General features: G+C 64.8%; 21 protein-coding genes. 17 read left to right on the top strand and 4 right to left on the bottom strand.

Translation table 11 applies throughout. The features are described 5' to 3' along the window. The first annotated feature begins 25 nt into the window (after positions 1-25). Positions 26-1,516: a YfcC family protein gene (locus tag BCO18175_RS23980; RefSeq protein ID WP_174984732.1), complete on the top strand. Its 1,491-nt coding sequence runs from the start codon at positions 26-28 to the stop codon at positions 1,514-1,516. Positions 1,517-1,636: 120 nt separating this feature from the next. Here BCO18175_RS23980 and BCO18175_RS23975 read toward each other — a convergent pair whose 3' ends face one another. Next, positions 1,637-3,151 (bottom strand): PLP-dependent aminotransferase family protein, encoded by a 1,515-nt coding sequence (locus BCO18175_RS23975; RefSeq protein WP_174984729.1) that lies wholly within the window; start codon positions 3,149-3,151, stop codon positions 1,637-1,639. Between the two features lie 120 nt (positions 3,152-3,271). On the opposite strand from BCO18175_RS23975, the gene BCO18175_RS23970 reads away from it, so the two are divergent. The 12 genes from BCO18175_RS23970 to BCO18175_RS23915 all read left to right on the top strand — a co-directional run bounded on the left by BCO18175_RS23970 (position 3,272) and on the right by BCO18175_RS23915 (position 15,297). After that, positions 3,272-4,561: a 4-aminobutyrate--2-oxoglutarate transaminase gene (locus tag BCO18175_RS23970; RefSeq protein WP_174916315.1), complete on the top strand. Its 1,290-nt coding sequence runs from the start codon at positions 3,272-3,274 to the stop codon at positions 4,559-4,561. 92 nt (positions 4,562-4,653) lie between these two features. Beyond that, on the top strand, positions 4,654-6,123 hold the full coding sequence (gene gabD / locus BCO18175_RS23965; RefSeq protein WP_174984726.1) for an NADP-dependent succinate-semialdehyde dehydrogenase: 1,470 nt from the start codon (positions 4,654-4,656) through the stop codon (positions 6,121-6,123). A 452-nt stretch (positions 6,124-6,575) separates the two neighbouring features. Then, positions 6,576-7,703, top strand: a complete 1,128-nt coding sequence (locus tag BCO18175_RS23960; protein ID WP_174984723.1) for a phosphoribosyltransferase domain-containing protein — start codon at positions 6,576-6,578, stop codon at positions 7,701-7,703. After that, positions 7,693-8,451, top strand: coding sequence for a trehalose phosphatase (locus BCO18175_RS23955; protein WP_174984720.1), 759 nt, complete (start codon positions 7,693-7,695; stop codon positions 8,449-8,451). Before BCO18175_RS23960 ends, BCO18175_RS23955 begins: the two co-directional genes overlap by 11 nt. Further along, positions 8,444-9,538, top strand: a complete 1,095-nt coding sequence (locus tag BCO18175_RS23950; protein WP_174984717.1) for a cysteine protease StiP family protein — start codon at positions 8,444-8,446, stop codon at positions 9,536-9,538. The genes BCO18175_RS23955 and BCO18175_RS23950 overlap by 8 nt, the downstream gene beginning before the upstream one ends. After that, positions 9,535-10,485, top strand: a complete 951-nt coding sequence (locus BCO18175_RS23945; protein WP_254608161.1) for an HpcH/HpaI aldolase/citrate lyase family protein — start codon at positions 9,535-9,537, stop codon at positions 10,483-10,485. The genes BCO18175_RS23950 and BCO18175_RS23945 overlap by 4 nt, the downstream gene beginning before the upstream one ends. Positions 10,486-10,742: 257 nt before the next feature. After that, positions 10,743-11,336 (top strand): TerD family protein, encoded by a 594-nt coding sequence (locus tag BCO18175_RS23940; RefSeq protein ID WP_174984714.1) that lies wholly within the window; start codon positions 10,743-10,745, stop codon positions 11,334-11,336. After that, complete coding sequence (locus BCO18175_RS23935) at positions 11,333-12,541, top strand: TerD family protein (RefSeq protein ID WP_174984712.1); 1,209 nt, start codon at positions 11,333-11,335, stop codon at positions 12,539-12,541. Before BCO18175_RS23940 ends, BCO18175_RS23935 begins: the two co-directional genes overlap by 4 nt. A 48-nt stretch (positions 12,542-12,589) precedes the next feature. Next, a complete protein-coding gene (locus BCO18175_RS23930) occupies positions 12,590-13,039 on the top strand; it encodes a tellurite resistance TerB family protein (protein ID WP_166889968.1) in 450 nt (149 codons plus the stop codon). A gap of 11 nt (positions 13,040-13,050) precedes the next feature. Further along, entirely contained in the window at positions 13,051-14,082 is a 1,032-nt protein-coding gene (locus tag BCO18175_RS23925; protein WP_174984700.1) for a TerC/Alx family metal homeostasis membrane protein, read from the top strand. Between the two features lie 28 nt (positions 14,083-14,110). Then, positions 14,111-14,686 (top strand): TerD family protein, encoded by a 576-nt coding sequence (locus BCO18175_RS23920; RefSeq protein ID WP_174916323.1) that lies wholly within the window; start codon positions 14,111-14,113, stop codon positions 14,684-14,686. A gap of 32 nt (positions 14,687-14,718) precedes the next feature. After that, positions 14,719-15,297: a TerD family protein gene (locus BCO18175_RS23915; protein ID WP_174984697.1), complete on the top strand. Its 579-nt coding sequence runs from the start codon at positions 14,719-14,721 to the stop codon at positions 15,295-15,297. Between the two features lie 118 nt (positions 15,298-15,415). Here BCO18175_RS23915 and BCO18175_RS23910 read toward each other — a convergent pair whose 3' ends face one another. Beyond that, the gene (locus BCO18175_RS23910; protein WP_174984694.1) at positions 15,416-16,960 is read right to left on the bottom strand and encodes a methyl-accepting chemotaxis protein; all 1,545 of its coding nucleotides are present in this window, start codon (positions 16,958-16,960) and stop codon (positions 15,416-15,418) included. A 324-nt stretch (positions 16,961-17,284) separates the two neighbouring features. Here BCO18175_RS23910 and BCO18175_RS23905 point away from each other — a divergent pair, with 324 nt between their 5' ends. The 3 genes from BCO18175_RS23905 (at position 17,285) to BCO18175_RS23895 (ending at position 19,309) form a co-directional block, all read left to right on the top strand. Further along, a complete protein-coding gene (locus BCO18175_RS23905; RefSeq protein ID WP_174984692.1) occupies positions 17,285-18,142 on the top strand; it encodes a class I SAM-dependent methyltransferase in 858 nt (285 codons plus the stop codon). Further along, complete coding sequence (locus tag BCO18175_RS23900) at positions 18,139-18,699, top strand: GNAT family N-acetyltransferase (protein ID WP_174984689.1); 561 nt, start codon at positions 18,139-18,141, stop codon at positions 18,697-18,699. Before BCO18175_RS23905 ends, BCO18175_RS23900 begins: the two co-directional genes overlap by 4 nt. Positions 18,700-18,808: 109 nt before the next feature. Next, complete coding sequence (locus BCO18175_RS23895) at positions 18,809-19,309, top strand: DUF523 domain-containing protein (RefSeq protein ID WP_438820070.1); 501 nt, start codon at positions 18,809-18,811, stop codon at positions 19,307-19,309. A gap of 108 nt (positions 19,310-19,417) precedes the next feature. On the opposite strand, the gene pcaF is transcribed toward BCO18175_RS23895, so the two are convergent. Continuing rightward, positions 19,418-20,620, bottom strand: coding sequence for a 3-oxoadipyl-CoA thiolase (gene pcaF, locus BCO18175_RS23890; RefSeq protein WP_174916330.1), 1,203 nt, complete (start codon positions 20,618-20,620; stop codon positions 19,418-19,420). Positions 20,621-20,847: 227 nt separating this feature from the next. On the opposite strand from pcaF, the gene BCO18175_RS23885 reads away from it, so the two are divergent. Next, positions 20,848-21,636, top strand: coding sequence for an IclR family transcriptional regulator (locus tag BCO18175_RS23885; protein ID WP_122948127.1), 789 nt, complete (start codon positions 20,848-20,850; stop codon positions 21,634-21,636). A gap of 162 nt (positions 21,637-21,798) precedes the next feature. On the opposite strand, the gene BCO18175_RS23880 is transcribed toward BCO18175_RS23885, so the two are convergent. Continuing rightward, positions 21,799-22,902: a PDDEXK nuclease domain-containing protein gene (locus BCO18175_RS23880; RefSeq protein WP_174984683.1), complete on the bottom strand. Its 1,104-nt coding sequence runs from the start codon at positions 22,900-22,902 to the stop codon at positions 21,799-21,801. Positions 22,903-23,140: the final 238 nt, after the last annotated feature.

Genomic DNA, 23,140 nt, shown 5'->3' with positions numbered 1-23,140 from the left:
CCGCTTCTTCTTCGACGAGGATCCGATGTCCGCCTCTTCCCCGAACCCGGCCGGCGCGCACGGCGCCGACACCCCCGCGCTCGCGGCCGACGATCCGGCGGCGCCCGCCGGTCACGCGCCGCATCCGCACGGCAAGATGCTGCACCCCGTCGTGATGATGCTGTGGGTGCTCGCCGCCGCGATCGCACTCACGTGGCTCGTCGACTCGGGCCAGTTCGCGCGCAACGGCCGGCTCGTCGTGCCGGGCACCTATCACGTGGTGCCGAAGACGACCGCCCTTTCAACGCTCGTCGCGCCGGCCGTCAGCCACAGCACGTCCGCGCAGGCGCTGCCGGCAAGCCTGGTCTCGGCGTTCGTCGCGGTGCCGCAAGGGCTGCTGAAGAACGCGCCGCTGATCGTGATGGTGATGTTCGTCGGCGGGATGTTCGGCGTGATGCGCCGCACCGGCGTAGTCGACGCCGGCATCGACCGGCTGCTGCAGCTCACCGGCAACAATGCGTACCTGCTGACACCGATGCTGATGATCCTGATCGGGCTCGGCAGCACGCTGCTCGGCTTCATCTCCGAGTACCTCGTGATCATTCCGATGGTGGTCGTGATCGCGCGGCGCCTGGGTCTGTCCGACCTGTTCGCGGTCGCGCTCGTCGCGCTCGCCGCGAAGATCGGCTATATCGCGTCGGTCACTAACCCGCTCGCACTCGCCGTCGCGCAGCCACTGGTCGGCGTGCCGTTGTTCAGCGGCGTCGCGCTGCGCGCGGCCGTATTCGTCGTATTCCTGACGATCGGCATCCTGTACCTGCTGCGCCATGTGCGCAACACCGGCTATCAGGCCGGGCAGACCGCCGCGGGCCATGCCGCGCACGCGACCGCAAAGCTGTCGCTGCGTCACAAGGCAACGCTGGTCGTGTTCGCCGCGGCGGTCGCGATGCTGATCTACGGCACGCGCGAACTGAAGTGGGGCAACGTCGAGCTGGCGGCGTTCTACACGGCCGTGAGCATCGCGACGGCCGTCATTGGCGGGCTCGATTCGCGCAGCGCGGCCGATGCGTTCGTCGACGGGATGAAGAACATGATCCTCGCCGCGCTGTTGATGGGGCTCGCGGCATCCGTCGAACTGCTGCTGCAGAACAGCCTCGTGCTCGACACGCTGATCAACTTCTTTACGCGCCTCGCGGACGGGCAATCGCCGGTGTGGGTCGCGAACGGGCTGATGGGCGTGCAGATGGTGCTCGACGTGTTCATTCCTTCGGTGTCGGGCAAGGCCGCGGTCAGCATGCCGATCATCGGGCCGATCGCGCAGCTCTCAGGCGTGAGCGGCCAGACGTCGGTGCTCGCGTTCGTGCTCGGCGGCGGGCTGACGAACCTCGTCACGCCGACGTCGGGGATGCTGCTCGCGTATCTGGCAACGGCACGCGTCGATTTCGGCGCGTGGATCCGCTTCGTGCTGCCGCTGTTCCTGACGCTGCTCGCGCTGTCGTGCGCCGTACTGACGTTCGCGGTGTGGATCGGGTATTGAGATTCGCGGCAGGGTCTGCAGGACGCGCATGCTCTCTCGGCCGTCGAGCGAGCATGACGCCGTCCAGTCTCGATGGCCGCGGCGGGCATCGCAACGCCATGCCGTGACCGGAAGCGCCGTTCAAGCCAGCTCAACCACCTTGCCAAACGCCCGCTCGTCGATCGCCTCGGCGAGCGTCGCGAACGCGGTCGCAATCTCGTCCTCCGGCACGCACGCATAACCGAGCAGCAACCCCGACGCCGCACGTTCGCGATCCGCGTAATAGCCCGACAACGGCCGCACGACGATGTTGCGTTCGAGCGCGGCCTGCGCAACCGCGCGATCGTCGACACCTTCCGGCAACTGCGTGACCAGATGCAGCCCCGCATCGCTGCCGAGCGCGTGCAGCGTATCGCCATAGCGTTGCGCGACCGCGTCGAGCAGCACCTCGCGCCGCTGCCCGTACAGCGTGCGCATCTTGCGGATATGCGACACGAAGTGCCCTTCCGCGATGAATTCGGCCAGCACGGCCTGTTGCAGCAACTGCCCTTCGCGATACAGCTCGGCGCTCGCGGTCGCGAAACTTTCCGCGAGCGGCTCCGGCGCGACCAGATAGCCGACCCGCAGCCCGGGGAACAGCGTCTTGCCGAAACTGCCGACATAGATCACCTGCCCTGCCGTATCGAGACCCTGCAGCGACGCGAGCGGCCGGCTGCCGTAGCGGAATTCGCTGTCGTAGTCGTCCTCGATGATCCAGCAGCCGTGCTGGCGCGCGTATTCGAGCAGCATCCGCCGCCGCGCGAGGCTCATCACCATGCCGAGCGGATACTGGTGCGACGGCGTGACGAGCATCAGCTTCGGCGGTTCGGCGAGATCGGCGGCCGACGGCGCGATGCCTTCGTCGTCGACCGGGATCGGCCGCGTCGTCAGCCCCGACACGTTCAGCACGCTGCGCACGCCCCAATAGCACGGATCCTCGGTCCAGATCGCGTCGCCCGGATCGGTCAGCAGCCGTACCGCGAGGTCGATCGACTGGTGGATCCCGGTCGTGATCACGATCTGCTCGGGCGTGCAGCGCACCGAGCGCGACGTGCGCAGGTAATCGGCCAGCGCCTCGCGCAGCAGCGCGAGCCCGCCGCCCGGCGCGTAGGTCAGCAGGTCGGGACGCAACCGCCGCCAGTATTTGTTGTGCAGCCGCGTCCACACGCGCGCCGGAAATCGCGACACATCGGGCACGCCCGGCATGAACGCGCCGCCCTGCCGTTTCGATACACCGGCGCCTTCGACGAGCCGCGTGCCGCGCGCGGACAGCCGCCGCGCGGACGGCTGCACGAGCGCCGGACGCGTGGCGGCGGCCGCGTCGGGCGGCGCACCGACGATCTCGTCCGGCGCGCTGTCGGCGACGAACGTGCCGCGGCCGGTCGCCGAGTTCACGTAGCCTTCAAGTGCAAGCTGTTCGTAAACCTGCGTGACCGTGTTGCGCGCGATCCCGAGCTCGGCGGCCAGGAGCCGCGACGACGGCACGCGCGTGCCGGCCGGCAGTTCACGCGACAGGATCGCCTGTTGCAGCAGCCGGTGAAGCTGCCGGTAGATCGGCTGTTCGCCGCCGCGCACGAGGCGCTGCGCCAGCCAGTCCGACAACACGCTCGCGCGCATGATTGGCTCCTGAATAATTATTGAAATGGCTCTGATTGCCAGAGCCAAATGTGATTATAGTCGCCTCCATGGGCTGTCGAAACGCCCGATTTTCTACCCACCGGAAAGAACATCAAGGAGATGACCGTGAAGAATGCCGACCTGCAGGCCCGCAAGAACGCCGCCACCCCGCGCGGCGTCGGCGTGATGTGCGATTTCTACGCAGCCCGCGCCGAGAACGCGGAACTGTGGGATGTCGAAGGCCGCCGCTTCATCGATTTCGCCGCCGGCATCGCGGTACTGAACACCGGCCACCGCCACCCGAAGATCGTCAAGGCGATCGCGGATCAACTGAACAACTTCACGCACACCGCTTACCAGATCGTCCCGTACGCGTCGTACGTCGAGCTGGCTGAAAAGATCAACGAACGTGCGCCGGGCGATTTCCCGAAGAAGACCGCGTTCTTCACGACCGGCGCCGAAGCCGTCGAGAACGCGATCAAGATCGCGCGTGCAGCCACCGGCCGTCCGGGCGTCATCGCGTTCTCGGGCGGCTTCCACGGCCGCACGATGATGGGCATGGCGCTGACCGGCAAGGTCGCTCCGTACAAGCTGAACTTCGGCCCGTTCCCGGGCGACGTGTTCCACGCCCCGTACCCGAACGCCGTGCACGGCGTGACGACCGCCGACTCGATCAAGGCGATCGAGATGCTGTTCAAGGCCGACATCGATCCGAAGCGCGTCGCCGCGATCATCTTCGAACCGGTCCAGGGCGAAGGCGGCTTCTACGCGGCGCCGGCCGAGTTCGTACGCGCGTTGCGCAAGATCTGTAACGAGCACGGCATCCTGCTGATCGCCGACGAAGTCCAGACGGGCTTCGCGCGTACCGGCAAGCTGTTTGCAATGCAGCACTACGACGTGCTGGCCGACCTGATCACGATGGCGAAGAGCCTCGCGGGCGGCATGCCGCTGTCGGGCGTCGTCGGCCGTGCGGACGTGATGGACGCGGCAGCGCCTGGCGGCCTCGGCGGCACGTACGCGGGCAACCCGCTGGCCGTCGCATCGGCACACGCGGTGCTCGAGATCATCGAAGAAGAGAAGCTGTGCGAGCGCGCAACGCAACTCGGCGACGTGCTGAAGGCGAAGCTGAACGCACTGCAGGCCGACGTGCCGCAGATCGCCGACGTGCGCGGCCCGGGCGCGATGATCGCGGTCGAGTTCCTGAAGCCGGGTTCGGGCGAGCCGGATGCTGAATTCACGAAGCGCGTGCAGACGCGTGCGCTCGAGCGCGGCCTGCTGCTGCTCGTGTGCGGCGTGTACTCGAACGTCGTGCGCTTCCTGTTCCCGCTGACGATCACGCAAGCCGTGTTCGACGAAGCGCTCGTGATCCTCGAGGAAGTGCTAAAGGAAACGGTCGGCGTGCCGGCCTGAGTTCCCGTCGACTTCATCCATTGAATGCGCCGCCGCCGTCTTCGTGACGGCGGCGGCCGTTTCATCCGTCCTTTTCGAAGCAGGTGATTCATATGAGCACTGTTCAGGAAACCCTGGCACTGAAAGACCCGTCGCTGTTCCGCCAGCAGGCGTACGTCAACGGCGAATGGCAAGGCGCGACGAACGGCGAGACGTTCGAGGTCCGCAACCCGGCGACGGGCGGCCTGCTCGGCACCGTGCCGGCGATGGGCACGGCCGAGACGCGTCACGCGATCGAAGCCGCGAACGCCGCATGGCCCGCATGGCGCAAGAAGACCGCGAAGGAACGCGCGGTCGTCCTGCGCAAGTGGTACGAGCTGATGATGGAAAACGCCGATGACCTTGCGCTGATCCTGACGACCGAGCAGGGCAAGTCGCTGGCCGAAGCGAAGGGCGAGATCGGCTATGCCGCATCGTTCCTCGAATGGTTCGCGGAAGAAGGCAAGCGCGTGTACGGCGACACGATCCCGACGCCGGCGAGCGACAAGCGCATCGTCGTGACGAAGGAAGCGATCGGCGTGTGCGCGGCGATCACGCCGTGGAACTTCCCGGCGGCGATGATCACGCGCAAGGTCGGCCCGGCACTCGCGGCAGGCTGCCCGATCGTCGTGAAGCCGGCCGAGGCCACGCCGTTCTCCGCGCTCGCAATGGCCGTGCTGGCAGAGCGCGCGGGCGTGCCGGCCGGCGTGTTCAGCGTCGTCACGGGCGACCCGAAGGCGATCGGCGGCGAGCTGACGTCGAACCCGATCGTGCGCAAGCTGTCGTTCACCGGCTCGACGCCGGTCGGCCGCCTGCTGATGTCGCAGTGCGCGGCGACGGTCAAGAAGGTGTCGCTGGAGCTCGGCGGCAACGCACCGTTCATCGTGTTCGACGACGCCGATCTCGACGCGGCCGTGCAGGGCGCGATCGCATCGAAGTACCGCAACAGCGGCCAGACCTGCGTGTGCACGAACCGCTTCTACGTGCACGAAGCCGTGTACGACCAGTTCGCGCAGAAGCTCGCGGCGGCCGTCGGCCAGTTGAAGGTGGGCCGCGGCACGGAGCCGGGCGTCACGCAAGGTCCGCTGATCAACGAAGCAGCGGTGCTGAAGGTCGAGGCGCATATCGAGGACGCGCTCGCGAAGGGCGCGACCGTCGTGACGGGCGGCAAGCGCCACGCGCTCGGCCACGGCTTCTTCGAGCCGACCGTGCTGACGGGTGTCACGTCGGCGATGAAGGTCGCGAAGGACGAGACGTTCGGGCCGCTCGCGCCGCTGTTCAAGTTCAGCAGCGACGACGAAGTGATCCGCCTCGCGAACGACACCGAGTTCGGCCTGGCCGCGTACTTCTATAGCCGCGACATCGGCCGCGTGTGGAAGGTTGCGGAAGCACTCGAATACGGGATGGTCGGCGTGAACACGGGCCTGATCTCGAACGAAGTCGCGCCGTTCGGTGGCGTGAAGCAATCGGGCCTCGGCCGCGAAGGCTCGCACTACGGCATCGACGACTACGTCGTGATCAAGTACCTCTGCCTCGCCGTCTGACGGTTCAGGGCCTGCCACTTCGGTGACAGGCCCTGACTGACCGCCCGGAACCGGGCGGTCCGACGCGGGCCGGCGTCCCTCCCTCTCCGTCGTGCCCGCGTCATCTCGCCCCCTCCTCACCTCCCCCTTCCTCCCTCCTCCTCACCGCTTTCACGGGACCGCGCTCACCGCATCGGCTTTGGTCGAACGGCTGACCGTCGTCATCAGGCCACACCAGGCCCGCAAAGCCCCTCCTCTCTGACAAAGCCGAAAAACGAAAACCATCGCGATATCGGTACAAGCGGACACCCACGAATCTTTCAAATTTGATACGATTCAATTTCATTTTGAAAGGTTTCGGGATGCCGGACCGAGGGTGCCGGCGCTCGGCGCGAACGCGGCTTGAACGACTGCACACCAGGCGCAGGCGTTCGTCGTGGATCTTCGAGCCACGCTAAACGAGGATGCTGTTCATGGAAAGCCACGTAGGACCAACGTGCCTGCGCGCCCAACTCAAGCGGGGGCTGCTCGAGATCAAAGTCGATGCCGCCGCCCTGCCCCCTGCGAACCTGTTCGGTTTCGCAGAGCGCCGGAATCCCAAGCGAGCATTCCTCTTCGTATCCAAGGTCCTGGGCCGTCACATCCCGGTGCGCCCGTCGATCATGGCGGCCAGCTTCGAGCGCCTGGCGGCCGGAATTCCGGCGGACCTGCCCGGACCGGTACTGGTGATCGGCATGGCCGAAACCGCAGTGGGCCTTGGTGCCGGCGTGCACCGCGCCTATCGTGCGGGCCGCCCTGACAGCGTGTACCTCACCAGTACTCGTCATCCGCTGGGTACCAGCGTCTTTGCTCGATTCGAGGAAGAACACAGCCATGCGAGCGCTCATCTGATCCACTTGCCGGTCGATCCCGAGATTCGTGACCTGATGCTGAAGGCTCGATCGCTGATCCTGGTGGATGACGAAGCCTCCACCGGCAAGACCTTCCTGAACCTGCACCGCGCGATGGTCGAAGCAGGTCTGAGCAACGTCCAGCGAGTGGTCACGTGCGTCCTGACGGACTGGACTGCCGGTGCCACTCGTCAGGCCATCGGGGAACAGGTCACCGCAGTATCGCTGCTGACCGGCTCCTACCAGTTCCACGAGGATCAGTCCGCGCCCCTCCCGGATATGCCGAACGTCGGCGCCGTTTCCATGGGCGAATGGCCTCTCTCGCCCCGCAATGACTGGGGACGTCTCGGCGTTCGGGATGTGGACGACACGCTCGCGCCGGACGTTCAGGTCCAGCCCGGCGAGAAAGTCATTGTCGTAGGTACCGGCGAATTCGTCTGGCGTCCTTTTCTGCTGGCGGAACGCCTGGAGCGATCTGGCGCGGATGTCCACTTCAGCTCGACCACACGGTCCCCCATCGCCCTGGGCCATGCCATCGAGCACGCGCTGTCGTTCCCCGACAACTACGGCCTCTCTATTCCGAACTTCCTCTACAACGTGAAGCCCGGCCAGTTCGACCGGGTCCTGATCTGCACGGAAACCCCCTCTCAGGCACTACCTGCAGAACTCGTCGACGCACTGAAAGCAGAGGTGATTGTCGATGAGCGGTAATCGCCCCCTGGCATTCGTCGACCTCGACGACACCCTGTTCCAAACCGCCCGCAAGATGACGGAAGGCGTCCCGCGAACCGCGGCCACGCTGGACGTGCACGGTCAGCCAAACGGCTTCATGGACCCGGTCCAGCACGCGTTCATCACGTGGTTGCTCGCCACCGCCGACGTCGTTCCGGTCACCGCGCGCAGCGTGGAGGCATACGGCCGCGTCATGCTTCCCTTCACCGAAGGCGCAATCTGCTCGCATGGGGGCGTCATGCTCCGTCCCAACGGGTTACTCGATCGAAGCTGGCACGGGCGAATGGTCGAGGTCCTCCGGAGCGTTCAGGATCGACTGCCGGCACTGAGCGAGGCCACGCTGGAGATCGGCAGGAAACTCGGCTACTCACTCCGCGGCTGGGTGGTGGAAGAAGAAGGCTTGCGCCACTACGTGGTGGTCAAGCACAACGAGTCCGACGACTCGGTGCTCGCCGAAGTGCTGGCCGAAGTTCGGTCCCGGCGCATGGTGGACGGCATGCACGTTCACGCCAACGGCAACAACCTCGCCTTCCTGCCAACGGGGCTGGCCAAGCGCGCGGCCGTTCAGGAATGGTTGCGCCGCGACCGTGAGATCCACGGCGAGCGACCGGTTCTGGGCTTCGGCGACAGCATCACCGATCTGGGGTACATGGACCTCTGCCACATGTGGGCGACACCCGCGCGCAGCCAGCTTGCGAATTGGGTGACGGGGACGATCCATGGGTAATCGCCTCGCGGGCCTGAACACCGTCGGCAGCGGCAGCTATGCCCCCGAAGACGTGCACTTCCTTCTGCGACACGTGCGGATGAGCGTCACCGACGTCGAGGAGAAGGAGCGTCTGATTCAGACGAATCAAAAACACTACTCGGAAATGATCGGCCTCGAGCAGGCTCCCACCGACGTGCACAAGAGCCTTTACGCCCGCGCGCTGGTGCAGAACGGCGCCCGCATGGCTTCGGATGTGCAGTCCCTGGCGATGGCACTGAGTGCCGCTTACACCGGGCCGGGCATCGCGCTGGTCTCATTTGTTCGCGCTGGCCTGCCGCTTGGCGTGCTGCTGCGCCGGGCACTCGTGGAGATGGGGCGCGACGCCCGCCACTACGGGATCAGCATCATTCGCGATCGCGGGATCGACACGGTTGCCCTGGAAGCCATCGTCCGGTTGCATGGCGCCGAAAACATCGTCTTCGTAGATGGCTGGACCGGCAAAGGTGCCATTTCCGGCGAACTCGCACGGACCCTGGCGGACGACACGCGTTTCCCTGAAGGTCCGCGCCTCGTGGTTCTGGCAGATCCCTGCGGCCGCGCATGGCTGGCTGCCTCCGCGAAAGACTGGACAATTCCGTCCGGCATTCTCGGTGCAACCGTTTCCGGGCTGGTGTCCCGCACCATCTGGCCGACTCAAGGCGGCCTGCATGGTTGCATGGTCTACGAACACCTGCGCGAACACGATGTAACACGCGAGTTCATCGACAGGATCGACGCCGAACGTCGGGCGCTGGCAGACGCTCAACCTGCCGCTCCTTGGACCAACGATCAGCGACTGACGCTCCAGGCGTCCGCGGACGACGTGGTGTCCGCGTTGGCAACCCGCTTCGACATCGGCAACCTGAACCGCGTGAAACCGGGTATCGCCGAGGCAACCCGAGCGGTCCTGCGCCGTGTGCCGGATCGCGTACTGGTACGTGACCGCAATGACAGCGACGTTCAGTTGCTGCTGCACCTCACCGAACGCGCGGGCGTGACCGTAGAGGAAGCCGACGCCGATCTGGGTCCGTACCGCGCGGCAACAATCATTCGGAATGCGAATTGATTAAAACCATCTCTCCGTTCGCTCTCGGCGCGACTTTGTACATGCCGGCCACCCGCAGCGACATTCTGGATGTGGTTTCCGGCACCAGGCTCCCGGAGCTGCGCTCGCTGGTAGTCTGTCTGGAAGACGCGGTGGCGGCAATCGACGTCGAAAGCGCGCTGGTGAACCTGCGAGCGCTCCTCATGAATATCGATGCCCGGGGAGGGCGCGCCGATTCCGGTCCGTTGTTGTTCGTTCGGCCACGTGATGCCGCGATGGCCGCGGTGCTGAACGACTGGCCGCTGATGAAGCACGTCGATGGGTTCGTCGTACCCAAGTTGACCCTGCAATCCCTTTCGTCGTGGGAGAACGCGGTCAGTCATCCTGGCCTGTATCTCATGCCTACCCTGGAGACGGCCGACGTCTATGACCCGGGCGCAATGGTAGAGCTTGGCTCGGCCCTGAAGGCCAACCTGAACCGACGCATCATCGCGCTGCGAATCGGCGGCAACGACCTGATGGGTTGTCTTGGTCTGCGGCGCAATCCGGCCACCACGCTCTACAGCACGCCCCTCAGCTACGTGATTCCCATGCTTGCCGGAATCATGGGGGCCCAGGGATTTGCCCTGACCGCGCCCGTCTTCGAGCAACTCGCCACGCCCCATCTCCTGAACGAGGAGTTGGAACTGGACATCGCTCATGGCCTGGTAGGGAAGACGGCCATTCACCCGAGCCAGATCCGCATCATTCAGGAGGCGCTGCGCGTGAGCCTCGAGGATTTCAACTGCGCCAGGCTGATCGTCAACGATGCGGCCCCTGCCGTTTTCAAGCACAACGACGCGATGTGTGAGCCTGCAACCCACTACAAGTGGGCGGTCAACATCCTCGAGCGCGCCAAGTGGCACGGGGTGAAGCCCACCGCCCCGAGTAGCAGCGAGCACGGCGTCCGACTGGCGGAGGCCGGCTGATGAGCGTGGAAATGCGTGAGGCTGCCCCCAAAGAAGCACGGCCTACTGTCCACCGACCCGATGTCGGCCGAGCAGCAGCGGCGACTTGCATCCGGACCATGAGTGAGCGGCTGCCGCGCAAGACGAGTCATGGCGACGCTTTCCCCGTGTGGCGGCAATCCCGCTCGCGGTTTAGCAAAGCCGGGAACTCGGGATTGTGACTCCGTCCGATCCCTCAAACGAACGATGAACACTGAAGATCAACAAGGAGCGTAAAGATGGCACTCACCCTGAGCAAGAATCAGAGCATCTCGCTGGAAAAAACCGCCGGCCGTGGCTTGACCTCGATCAGTCTGGGCCTGGGTTGGGACCCGGTAAAGTCCGGCGGCTTCTTCTCCAAGATGCTGGGTGGCGGCAGCAACGACATCGACCTCGATGCTTCCTGCATCCTGCTGGACGGCGACATGAAATCCGTCGATCTGGTCTGGTTCCGACAACTGGAATCCAAGGACGGTGCCATCGAGCACTCCGGCGACAACCTGACGGGTGAAGGTGATGGCGACGATGAAACCATCCACGTCGACCTGCAGCGCCTGCCGGGCACCGTCCAGCACCTGGTGTTCACCGTGAACAGCTTCCGCGGTCAGACGTTCGACCAGGTCGAAAACGCCTACTGCCGCATCCTCGACGGCACGAAGAACCAGGAGCTGGCGCGCTTCAACCTGGCGGAGAAAGGTCGCCACACCGGTGTTGTAATGGCTAGCCTCAGCCGTGGCGGCGGCGGCTGGGAATTCAAGGCGATCGGCCAGTCCACCCACGGCCGCACCGCGGACGATCTCGTCAATCTGGCGATTCAGGCGGTGCGAGCATGACGACACTGGTACCTGGGGGAAATGCGCCGGTTGCCACCGGTCAATTGCGTGTGGACATCAGCTACGCTCCGATTCCAGGCGCCGAGATCGACATCTCTGCATTTGCGCTCACCTCCGCCGCGAAAGTCCGAGGCGATGGCGACATGTGCTTCTACGGCCAAACCAGTGTCCTGGGTGGCGCGGTTCAGTTGACCACCACCACGGCCGGCCGGGCAACGTTCACCGTGGATCTCGGGCGGATCGACCCTGCCGTCGAGAAAGTCGCGCTCACCGCGACCATCCATGAGAACAAGGCGACCTTCGACAGCGTTTCGATGCTGGCCGTGGCCGTTACGGGAGGGATCGAAGCGCGGATTCCGACTGCCGGGATGAACGAGACTGCGCTGATCCTCGGGGAGTTTTACCGGCGTCAGGACGCGTGGAAGTTCCGCTGTGTCGCACAAGGCTTTGCCGGCGGCCTGGAGCCGCTGGCAAAGCACTTCGGCGTCGACATTGCCGCGCCTTCCGGTAGCCCGACGCAGAGCCCTCCCGTGCCGACCCCGGCGCCCGTACCGGCGCCGGCGCTCGCACCGGTACCGCCTGGCGCGCCGACGTCCACGATCCGACTCAGCAAAATCACGCTCGACAAATCGCGCCCCAGCATCAGTCTGGAGAAGACCGCTGCCGGTTTCGGTGAAATCAAGGTGAACCTGAACTGGAACCAGGGTACGAGTGGCCTGCTCGGCGGCTTCCTGGGAAAACGCGGTGCCATCGACCTGGACCTGGGTTGCCTGTTTGAAATGCAGGACGGATTCAAAGGGGCCGTGCAGGCGCTCGGCAAGCGCTTCGGCGATCTGCGCGAGGAACCGTACATCCAGCTTATGGGAGATGACCGTACTGGCTCGGTTGCCGATGGCGAGTGGCTTCGCATCAATGGGCAACAGTGGAACAAGATCGAACGCATCCTGATTTTCGCGTTCATCTACGACGGCGCTCCGAACTGGAAAGCAACTGATGGTGTTGTAACCATTTTCGTGCCTGGCCAGTCCGAAATCGAAGTTCGCATGAATGAGGAGGGAGGCCGCCACGGCATGTGCGCGATTGCCCTTCTTGAAAACGTGAACGGGGCCGTCAAGGTCTCTCGTCGAGTCGACTTCCATCCCGGACACGAGGAAATGGATCGTGCCTACGGCTGGGGTATGCGCTGGAAAGCAGGCTCCAAGTAACCATTGACCCGGCGGGGCCGTCCGGCCCCGCTCACTGAGAGGAAACACATGCTCGATTGGCTGAAAACCAACGCGGCCAAAGCCCGCGAAACCTTGACCATCGAAGTCGCCAAATTCAAGAACCGAACGTTCATGGAGGCAACCGCCAATGCTTGCGCGCTGATCTCCGCCGCGGATGGCGAGATCAAATCCGAAGAGAAGCTGAAGATGGTCGGCTTCATCAACAACTCCCCGGAATTGAAGGTCTTCAACCTGAACGACGTGATCACGGTGTTCAGCGACGCCTGCGGCAAGTTCGAATTCGATTTCCAGATCGGCCAGGCCGAGGCGCTGAAGGCCATCGGCAAGATCAAGGGCAAGGACGGCGAAGCGCGCTTGCTGGTGCGCGTGGCCTGTGCCATTGGCGCATCCGACGGCCATTTCGACGACAAGGAAAAAGCGGCTTGCCGCCTGATTTGCCTGGAGCTCGGCTTGAACCCGGTTGACTTCGAACTGTAGGAAACCGAAACGTGGAAACGACACACATTGGCTTCCCGCCGCTGACCATGGCGGTATTCGTCGGCCTGGCACTGGCCGCCCTGCTGCTGGACATGGTTACCCACCGCGACGACAAGCCGATCACCCTCGCCCGAGCGTCCATCTGGTCGATATTCTGGGTGGTCATCTCCCTTGCATTCGCCGGCTTCCTGTACGTGCAGCATGGCGCGGAAGTGGCCAGCCTGTTCCTTACCGGTTATGCACTGGAGAAGGTCCTCTCCGTCGACAACCTGTTCGTCTTCATGGCGATCTTCGCCTGGTTCAAGGTCCCGGACGGCTTGCGTCACCGCATTCTTCACTGGGGCATCATCGGGGCCATCGTATTCCGTGGTGTCTTTGTCGTCATCGGTACCGGCCTGCTGGCATTCGGACCCTGGGTCGAAATCGTCTTCGCGCTGATCGTGGCGTGGACCGCAGTCATGATGCTCAAGGGCGGTGACGACGATGACGAGGCGAAGGATTACTCGCAGCATCTTGCTTGCCGCTTCGCGAAAAAACTCTTCCCCGTATGGCCCAGGCTGCACGGCCACAACTTCTTTGTGAGCCGCAAGAAGCTCGAGGCGGAAGTACGGACGGCCGAGAGGGACATGAGCCTCGCGGCCAAAGGCAGCCTGTTCGCTACTCCGCTGTTCCTCTGCCTGGTAGTGATCGAAGTGTCCGACGTCCTGTTCGCGTTCGACTCGGTCCCGGCGGTCATTGCGGTCAGCCGTGAACCCCTGATCGTCTACTCGGCGATGCTGTTCGCAATCCTTGGCCTTCGCACGCTGTATTTCGTTCTTGAAGCGCTGAAGCGCTACGTGGTGCATCTGGAAAAGTCAGTGGTCGTATTGCTGTTCTTCATCGCGGCGAAGTTGGGCTTGAACGCGACCGACCATCTGTTCCACCACGGCATCAGCATCTCCCCGAACACCAGCCTGCTCATCGTACTTGTTGTCCTGGCAATCGGAATCCTGGCCAGCGTGATCTTCCCGAACAAGGAAGAGACGCAAGCCGAAAATCAGTAACCCGTCACAACCCAAAGGAGCTGTTTTCATGGCACTGACTCTTCAAAAAGGCGGCAACCTCTCCCTATCCAAAACCGACCCGAGCCTGACCAGGATCCTGGTGGGCCTGGGCTGGGACCCGCGCGCGACCGATGGCACCGAGTTCGATCTGGACGCCAGCGCCTTCCTGCTGGGGGCCAACGGCAAAGTCCGCGGTGAAGCCGACTTCATCTTCTACAACCAATTGCGCAGCCAGGACGGTTCTGTCGAGCATACCGGCGACAACCGTACCGGCGCTGGTGACGGCGATGACGAAGTCCTCAAGGTCGACCTGAGCCGCGTTCCGGCCGACATCGACAAGATCGCCTTCACCGTCACCATCCACGACGCCGAAGCGCGCAAGCAGAACTTCGGCCAGGTCAGCAATTCGTTCATCCGCGTCGTGAACGAGATCTCCGGCGCCGAGGTGGTCCGCTACGACCTGGCGGAAGACGCCTCCACCGAAACCGCGATGATCTTCGCGGAGTTGTACCGCAGCAGCGGCGAGTGGAAATTCCGCGCCGTGGGCCAAGGCTACGCCGGCGGCCTGCGTGCCCTGGCCAACGGCTACGGCATGAACTTCTGAACAGTCTCCTTACCTGAACAAGGAATCACACCATGGCTGTAAGTCTGTCAAAAGGCGGTAATGTCTCCCTGTCGAAAGAGGCACCGGGCCTGAGCGAAATCGTCGTCGGCCTGGGCTGGGACCCGCGAGTCACCGACGGCACCGAGTTCGACCTCGACGCCTCGATCTTCGTTACCGGTGAAAGCGGCAAAGTCCTGAACGACGCCAGCTTCATCTTCTACAACAACAAGAAGTCCGCCGACGGTTCCATCGAGCACCTGGGCGACAACCGTTCCGGCCAGGGTGAAGGCGACGACGAGCAGGTCAACGTGAAGCTCACGGGTCTGGCGGCCGACGTGAAGAAGCTGGTCTTCGCCGTCACGATTCACGATGCCGAGGCCCGCAGGCAGTCATTCGGCCAAGTGAGCAACGCCTATATCCGCGTCCTCAACAAGGCCGACAGCAAGGAAATCGCCCGCTACGACTTATCCGAAGACGCTTCCACCGAAACCGCCATGATCTTCGGCGAGCTGTATCGCCACAACGACGAATTCAAGTTCAAGGCAATCGGACAAGGTTTCACGGGTGGCCTGAAGCCTCTGGCAGAAGCTCACGGTGTGAGCATCGGTTAATCCGAAAGGCAGGAAAATCCCTGGTTTGACCGATCACGCCGTTCAGTTCGCAACTGAACGGCGTACTCCACGCATGAGGTCGGTCGGAATGCGTGAAGGCCAACGGTTCAAGCCACGCTCACCGGAACACGTTCACCGCATCCACCAGCCGCGTCGCCTGCTGCTTCAGGCTCTCCGACGCCGCCGTGCTCTGCTCGACCAGCGCCGCGTTCTGCTGCGTGATGTTGTCCAGGTGCACGACCGCCTGGTCGACCTGCGACACGCCGGTGCTCTGCTCCGCCGTCGACGAGCTGATCTCCGCGATCAGGTCCGACACGCGCTTCACTTGCGCGACGATGTCCTCCATCGTCTTGCCCGCCTCGTCCACGCGCCGCGCGCCCGACTCGACACGGTCGACGCTCGCACCGATCAGCGTCTTGATCTCCTTCGCCGCGTTCGCGCTGCGCTGCGCGAGCGCCCGCACCTCACCGGCAACCACCGCGAACCCGCGCCCCTGTTCGCCCGCGCGGGCCGCTTCCACGGCCGCATTCAGCGCAAGGATGTTCGTCTGGAACGCGATGCCGTCGATCACGCCGATGATGTCGGCGATCTTGCGCGAGCTGGCCGTGATGTCGCTCATCGTCGTGACGACCTCGCCCACCGCCTGCCCGCCGCGCCCCGCCGCCTCGCTGGCCGACATCGCGAGCCGGTTCGCCTGCAGCGCGGTCTCCGCGTTGCTGTCGACGGTCGCCGTCATCTCGGCCATCGATGCGGCCGTCTCCTGCACGCTCGACGCAGCCTGCTCGGTACGCGCGCTCAGGTCGTTGTTGCCCTGCGCGATCTCGTTGCTCGCACGCTGCACGTTATGCACCTGCTCGCTGACGTCGTCGACGAGCCAGCGGAACATCAGCCCGAGCTGGTTGATCGTGCGCAGCGTCATGCCGATCTCGTCGACGCGGTTCATCCGCACGCCGCGCCGGCTTTCGCCGGTCGCGACGTTCAGCGCCTGGTCGTGCAGCCGCCTCAGCGGACGCACGATCTGCGCGTCGAGCCACAGGCCGGCCGCCGCCGCCACGCCGACCGTCACGCCGGCAAACGCGGCGAGCCCGCCGCCGGCCAGCCCGCATGCCCAGCCCGCGCCGACGACCGCCGGTGCGAGCACGCACAGCGCCGAATGCACGCGCGCGCGCACCGACATCGTCTGCGACAGCGACGCGATGCGCAGCAGCCCCGTGCGGATCACCAGCCCCTTGTAAAACCGGCGCTGACCGGCCTTGCCTTCGCGGAACGCGCGATACAGCGCATCGGCGGCCTCGCTCTCGTCGTGCGGCGCCTTCGTGCGCACCGACATGTAGCCCTGCGGCTCGCCGTCGCGCATCACGGGAATCGCGTTCGCACGCACCCAGTAGTGATCGCCGTTCTTGCGGCGGTTCTTCACGAGCGCGGTCCACGGCTCGCCGCGCCTGAGCGTCGCCCACATGTCGGCAAACGCTTCGCGCGGCATGTCCGGGTGCCGCACCACGTTGTGCGGCTGGCCGACGAGTTCCTCGTTCGTGAAGCCGCTCACCTGCGCAAACGTCGTGTTGGCGTAGGTGATGATGCTGTCTGCGTCGGTCGTCGACATCAGCGTGACGTCGTCGGGAAAATCGAATTCCTGTTGGGTAACGGGCTGGTTATTGCGCATGCAAGGCTCCGAAAGGCGGATCTATCGTCCGCGCCGCGCTGAATTCACGCTCAGTAGCCGAAAAACGGTTTATCGCTTTACGACGGTCTTCATCTTACTGTCGGCATATTGGGGAAAAACCTTACCCTTTCCTCGCATAAAATATTCAATTCGGCTGACACCATGATTTGGATCAAATAATCCGGCAATAATCGCCGCGCATTTTCATCTGCATGTCACGCCACGCTGCCTGACCACACCGCACGGCACGCCAATGCCGTCGGCCGTTGCACGCGGCGAAACGATTCCGTCTATCCTGCTCCATTCAACCGGCATTCAAATTCGATGAAAAAGGCATTGCACGAACTGAATCGGCTTTCCTGGAATACGGCGACAATCGCGCATAACAGTCATAAGGGCGATCAGGCTGCATTTTTCCGGGAAGGCGGCTCGACGCTCTTTCCGGAAGAACGCGAACTGCTCGGCGACATCACCGGGCTGCGAGTCCTGCACCTGCAGTGCAACGCGGGGCAGGACACGCTGAGCCTCGTGCGCGACGGCGCGGATGCGACGGGCGTAGACATCTCCGACGAAGCGATCGCCTTCGCACGGCAACTGTCGGCCGACGCGGGTCTGCCCGCGCGTTTCGAGCGCGCCGACGTGCTCGACTGGATGCCCGAGGCCGCCGCGCGCGGCGAGCGCTTCGATCGCGTGTTCACGTCGTACGGCGCGATCTGCTGGTTGTCCGACCTGAACGCGTGGGCGCGCGGGATCGCCGCGCTGCTCGCGCCGGGCGGCCGTTTCGCGATGGTCGAGTTCCATCCGTTCGCGCTGTATTTCGACGAACACTGGAAGCCGCACTACGACTATTTCAAACGCGACGCGACCGAGGAACCGGCGGGTGTCGGCGATTACGTCGCCGCATCCGGCACGGGGCTCGGCGCGCAGCACGACCATCCGGGCGTCGTCGATTTCGCGAACCCGCACCCGAGCTACGAGTTCATGTGGGGCATCGGCGAAGTCGTGAACGCGCTCGTATCGGCCGGGCTCGCGATCGACCGCCTGACCGAATATCCGTATGCGAACGGCTGGAAGGGCTTCGACGGGATGCGCGAACTGGACGGCCACCGGATGGTGCCGCCTGACGGCATGCCGCGCCTGCCGCTGATGTATGCAATCGCCGCGCATCGGGAGGCCGCATGACGCGCCGCACCGCTGCCGAACGCGATGCGCTTTCCGCCCGCCCGCTCGCACGCGACGAGGTGCCGCTCGTGTGGACCATCGACCGGCGCGAGATCATCGAGCACCTGTATGTGCTGCGCGACGGCGCGCTGCATCTCGCTCCCGAGTTCTACGACGTCGCGGGCTGGCCCGACGGCGAAGCCGACCACTACACGCCGATCCTGCTCGACTGCCACGATCGCGGCGGCTGGTGCGTCGGCATGTTCGACGGCGTACGGCTCGTCGCGGCGGTCGTCGTCGACAGCCAGCCGCTCGGCCCGCGCCGCGACATGCTGCAGTTGAAGTTCCTGCACGTGAGCCGCGACTGGCGCGGCTGTGGGCTCGGCGAGCAGCTCTATCGCGCGGCCCGCGAGCAGGCGCGCGCGATGGGTGCCGCACGCCTGTATGTATCCGCAACGCCGTCGCAGCACACGATCGACTTCTACCTGCGGCTCGGCTTCACGGTCAGCGCATCGCCCGACCCGGCGCTGTACGCGCTCGAGCCGGAAGACATTCATCTGGAAGGCCCCACGGCCTGATGATCCGGCACGCGAGCGAAGTGTAGAATTTCCCGCTTTGCCACGGCCGTCATCGGCCGGCGCAGCATCACGGAGAGCGAAATTGCAGAACGAAGCGCAGCCGCAAGCCATGCCGAAGATCCTCGTCAGCATGTGCGTGGTCGGTCATCCGGTCCGTTACAACGGCTCGGCCAAGACCGCCGCGCACGAGGCGCTGGAACGGTGGCAGCGCGAAGGCCGCCTCGTGCCCGTCTGCCCCGAACTGGCCGGCGGTTTCAGCGTGCCGCGCCCGCCCGCCGAAATCGCCGGCGGCGAATCGGGGCAGCAGGTGCTGTCGGGCGCCGCACGCATCGTCGACGTGAACGGCACGGACGTGACGGCGCCGTTCGTATCCGGCGCGCAAACCGCGCTGGCCCTCGCGCGCACGCACGATTGCCGCTTCGCGATCCTGGCCGACGGCAGTCCGTCGTGCGGCAGCACGTTCATTTATGACGGGAGTTTCGAGAACCGGCGGCACGCGGGCGCCGGTGTCACGGCGGCGTTGCTTCGCGAGCACGGCATCGAAGTGTTCGCGGACACCGAGATCGACGCGCTCGATGCGCGCCTCAAGCAGTTGTCGCAGCCCGGCTAACGACGATGCGCGGCACGAGAATCCTCGTGCCGCGCATCGTTTCGAAAACAGCACAGCGGTGATGCGGCGAAACGGCTGGTGCCCTGCCGCTTCGCCGCGACACGCAGGTCAGACGCGTTCGATCGCGATCGCGATGCCCTGACCGACGCCGATGCACATCGTGCACAGCGCAAAGCGGCCGTTGGTGCGATGCAGCTGGTACATTGCGGTCGTCACGAGACGCGCCCCCGATGCGCCGAGCGGATGGCCCAGTGCGATCGCACCGCCGTTCGGGTTCACGCGCGGATCGTCATCCGCAACACCGAGCATGCGCAGCACCGCGAGACCTTGCGATGCGAATGCCTCGTTCAGCTCGATCACGTCGAACTGGTCGATCGTCATCCCGAGCCGGGCGAGCAGCTTCTGCGTGGCCGGTGCGGGGCCGATGCCCATCACGCGCGGCGCGACGCCGGCCGTCGCGATGCCGAGCACGCGTGCGCGCGGCGTCAGGCCGAAGCGCTTCGCGGTTTCTTCGTTCGCGAGCAGCAGCGCGGCGGCGCCGTCGTTGACGCCCGATGCGTTGCCGGCCGTCACCGAGCCGTCCGGGCGCACGACGCCCTTCAGCTTCGCCAGCGTTTCGAGCGACGTCTCGCGCGGATGCTCGTCACGCGACACGACCAGCGGATCGCCCTTCTTCTGCGGAATCGTGACCGCGACGATTTCCTCGGCGAGCGTGCCGTCCTGCTGCGCACGCGCGGCCTTCTGCTGGCTGCGCAACGCGAACAGGTCCTGGTCGGCACGGCTGATGTTGTAGTCGACCGCGACGTTCTCGGCCGTCTCGGGCATCGAATCGACGCCGTGCAGCTGTTTCATCAGCGGATTGACGAAGCGCCAGCCGATCGTCGTATCGTAGATGTCGGCCTGGCGCGCGAATGCGCTCGCGGCCTTGCCCATCACGAACGGTGCGCGCGTCATGCTCTCGACGCCGCCCGCGACCATCAGCGCGGCCTCGCCGGACTTGATCGCACGGGCGGCCACGCCGACCGCATCCATCCCGGAACCGCACAGGCGGTTGATCGTCGAACCCGGCACGCCCTGCGGCAGGCCCGCGAGCAGCGCCGACATGCGCGCGACGTTACGGTTGTCCTCGCCGGCCTGGTTCGCGCAGCCGTAGATCACGTCGTCGATCGCCGTCCAGTCGACGTCGCGATTGCGCTCGACGAGCGCCTTGAGCGGCACCGCACCCAGGTCGTCGGCGCGCACGCCCGACAGTGCACCGCCGTAACGCCCGATCGGCGTACGGATCGCATCACACAGAAAAGCTTCGGTCATCAGTGTCTCCGGTCCCAGGACAGGCTGGGGAATGAACAGGGCGCCCCCCTTGCATTGCCCGCCGGGATGCGCTTAAATGTTCTATATACGAACATAAGATCGTGTATCGAACGTTCAACGCATCATAGGGAGTGCGGGGACGACCTGTCAAGCGCCCGTTCCGCCGGGCGGTTGGCGTGTCAGGCCCCATGCGCTATCTTCTCGGCTGCACGATATTCCAGGCGCTCATGACAACCGAAGACACTCAGACGAAACCCGGCGACTCCTATGTCCAGTCGTTCGCACGCGGCCTCGCGGTGATCCGCGCGTTCGACGCGGCCCGTCCGGAGCAGACGCTCACCGAGGTCGCCTCGGCCACCGGGCTCACGCGCGCGGGCGCGCGCCGGATCCTGCTCACGCTGCAGACGCTCGGCTACGTTGAAGCCGACGGCCGGCTGTTCCGGCTCACGCCGAAGATCCTCGAGCTCGGCTTCGCGTACCTCACGTCGATGCCGTTCTGGAATCTCGCCGATCCCGTCATGGAGCAATTGTCCGAGCAGATCCACGAAAGCTGCTCGGCGGCCGTGCTCGACCGCACCGAGATCGTCTACGTGCTGCGCGTGCCGACCCGCAAGATCATGACGATCAACCTGTCGATCGGCAGCCGGCTGCCCGCGTACTGCACGTCGATGGGCCGCGTGCTGCTATCCGCGCTCGACGACGCCGCGCTCGACGAAACGCTCGCGCAAAGCGGCATCCGCGCGCACACGCCGCGCACGATCACCGACCTCGGCGAACTGAAGGCGGCGATCGCCCAGGTGCGCCAGCAGGGCTGGGCCGTGGTCGACCAGGAACTCGAGGTGGGCCTGATGTCGTTGTCCGCGCCGATCCGCAACCGGCGCGGCCAGATCATCGCGGCAATGAACATCAGCGGCAACGCGCAGCGGCATACCGCGAAGCAGATGGTGAAGGAGTTTCTCGGGCCGCTGCAGCAGGCCGCGCAGACGGTGTCGGAGCTGGTGGCACGGCGGGGGTGAGTGCTAGCTGTCACGCTCGGCGACGATGAAGCCGTTACCGCCCCGTCCGGTTCCTCGACATGGGCGGCAACGGCACCGCCGCCTTGTACCGCCATTAGCGCCGCGCCGGCAAAGACGTAGTTTCGATACGGATCGACACCCTCTGCCAGGCCAACACGGCCGCTATCGCCGCAGCGGCCTGCTGCGAGACTCCAGCATGCGCCGCGTGTTATCCAATTCTCGTTGCAGCAACTCGGCATCCGGCAGCACAGTTCGATAGTTTGCTGCCATGACCTTGTTGGGCAAGCCCTCCAGTGCATACCGCGCGAGTGCGTGCCCCTTGTCGGTGCAAAGGATCAGCCCCACCGGCGGGTTCTCGTCGGGGAGCGTCCAGTGCGCCTTGGCGTAGTTGCAATACAGGTGCATCTGGCCCACGTCCGCATGGGTCAGGCTGCCGAGCTTCAAGTCGACGATGACAAGACAGCGCAGCCGGCGATGGAAGAACAGCAAATCCACCCGATACCAGGTCTGGTCGATACGCAACCGGCGCTGACGCCCGACAAAGGCAAACCCCTCGCCGAGCTCGATCAGAAAATCTTCCAGCCGCTCGATCAGCGCGCCTTCAAGGTCGGACTCTGAATACTCGTCCTTGAGGTCCAGAAACTCCAGCACATAAGGGTCTTTGATCGCGTCGTCGGGCGTGACGGCGTCCTCCGGCCTGCGGACCTCGCCCTTGACCAGCATCGCTGCCTTGTCCCTGGACAGCGCCGTGCGTTCGTAGAACTGGCTGCCGATCTGCCTGTCGAGCTGGCGCACGCTCCATCCACCGCGCAGGGCTTCGGCCTCGTAGAACCGGCGGGCCTGATCGTCCTTGACCGACAGCAGCCGCACATAGGCCGACCACGGCAGCGTGAAGCACTGCGCCAATTCATCAAGCCTCCTCGGCTGTACCGGTGCCAAGGAAGATTCGCCAGACACTGTCTGGCGAATTGGCCAGGTCAGGAAGAACGACCGCATCTGCTGCAAGTTCTGGCGACTGAACCCGCGACCGAACCGTCCAGTGAGATCGTTCGCCAGCCGCTCGATCAACTGTTCGCCGTATCCTGCACGCCGCTTCCCCTGTTGCTCGGCCTCCACGATGCGGCGGCCAATTTCCCAATAACTCGCCGTCATCAGCGCATTGACTTTGCGTGCCGCCGCATGGCGTGCGGCCTCGAGCAATTCGACAATGCCACTATGGACGCCGGCATAGCCGGCCGGCGCGACAGCTCTTTTCGCGGTTGTCATGGAAAGCGTCCTGTTGCCCATGCGGTCACCTCTGCGGAACACGGAGATGACCGCGCAACACAATTTAGTGACGGGGCAAGACTCGGTCTATCTGACACGAACGAAATTGCGCTGCTCCTGTAGGACACCATACCGCTCACACGCCGAGCACGATGCTAGTTCGCACCGGCACCCTACCCGTTACGTGGTCGAGCGGCGCGCACTCGCCGTGCTTCACGACACTTCGGCAAGCGCATCA

It is taken from the genome of Burkholderia lata, from assembly GCF_902499335.1.
Classification (GTDB): Bacteria; Pseudomonadota; Gammaproteobacteria; order Burkholderiales; family Burkholderiaceae; genus Burkholderia; species Burkholderia lata_B.
Note: the sequence above shows the minus strand (reverse complement) of the source record. Positions and strands in the feature narration are given on the sequence as shown.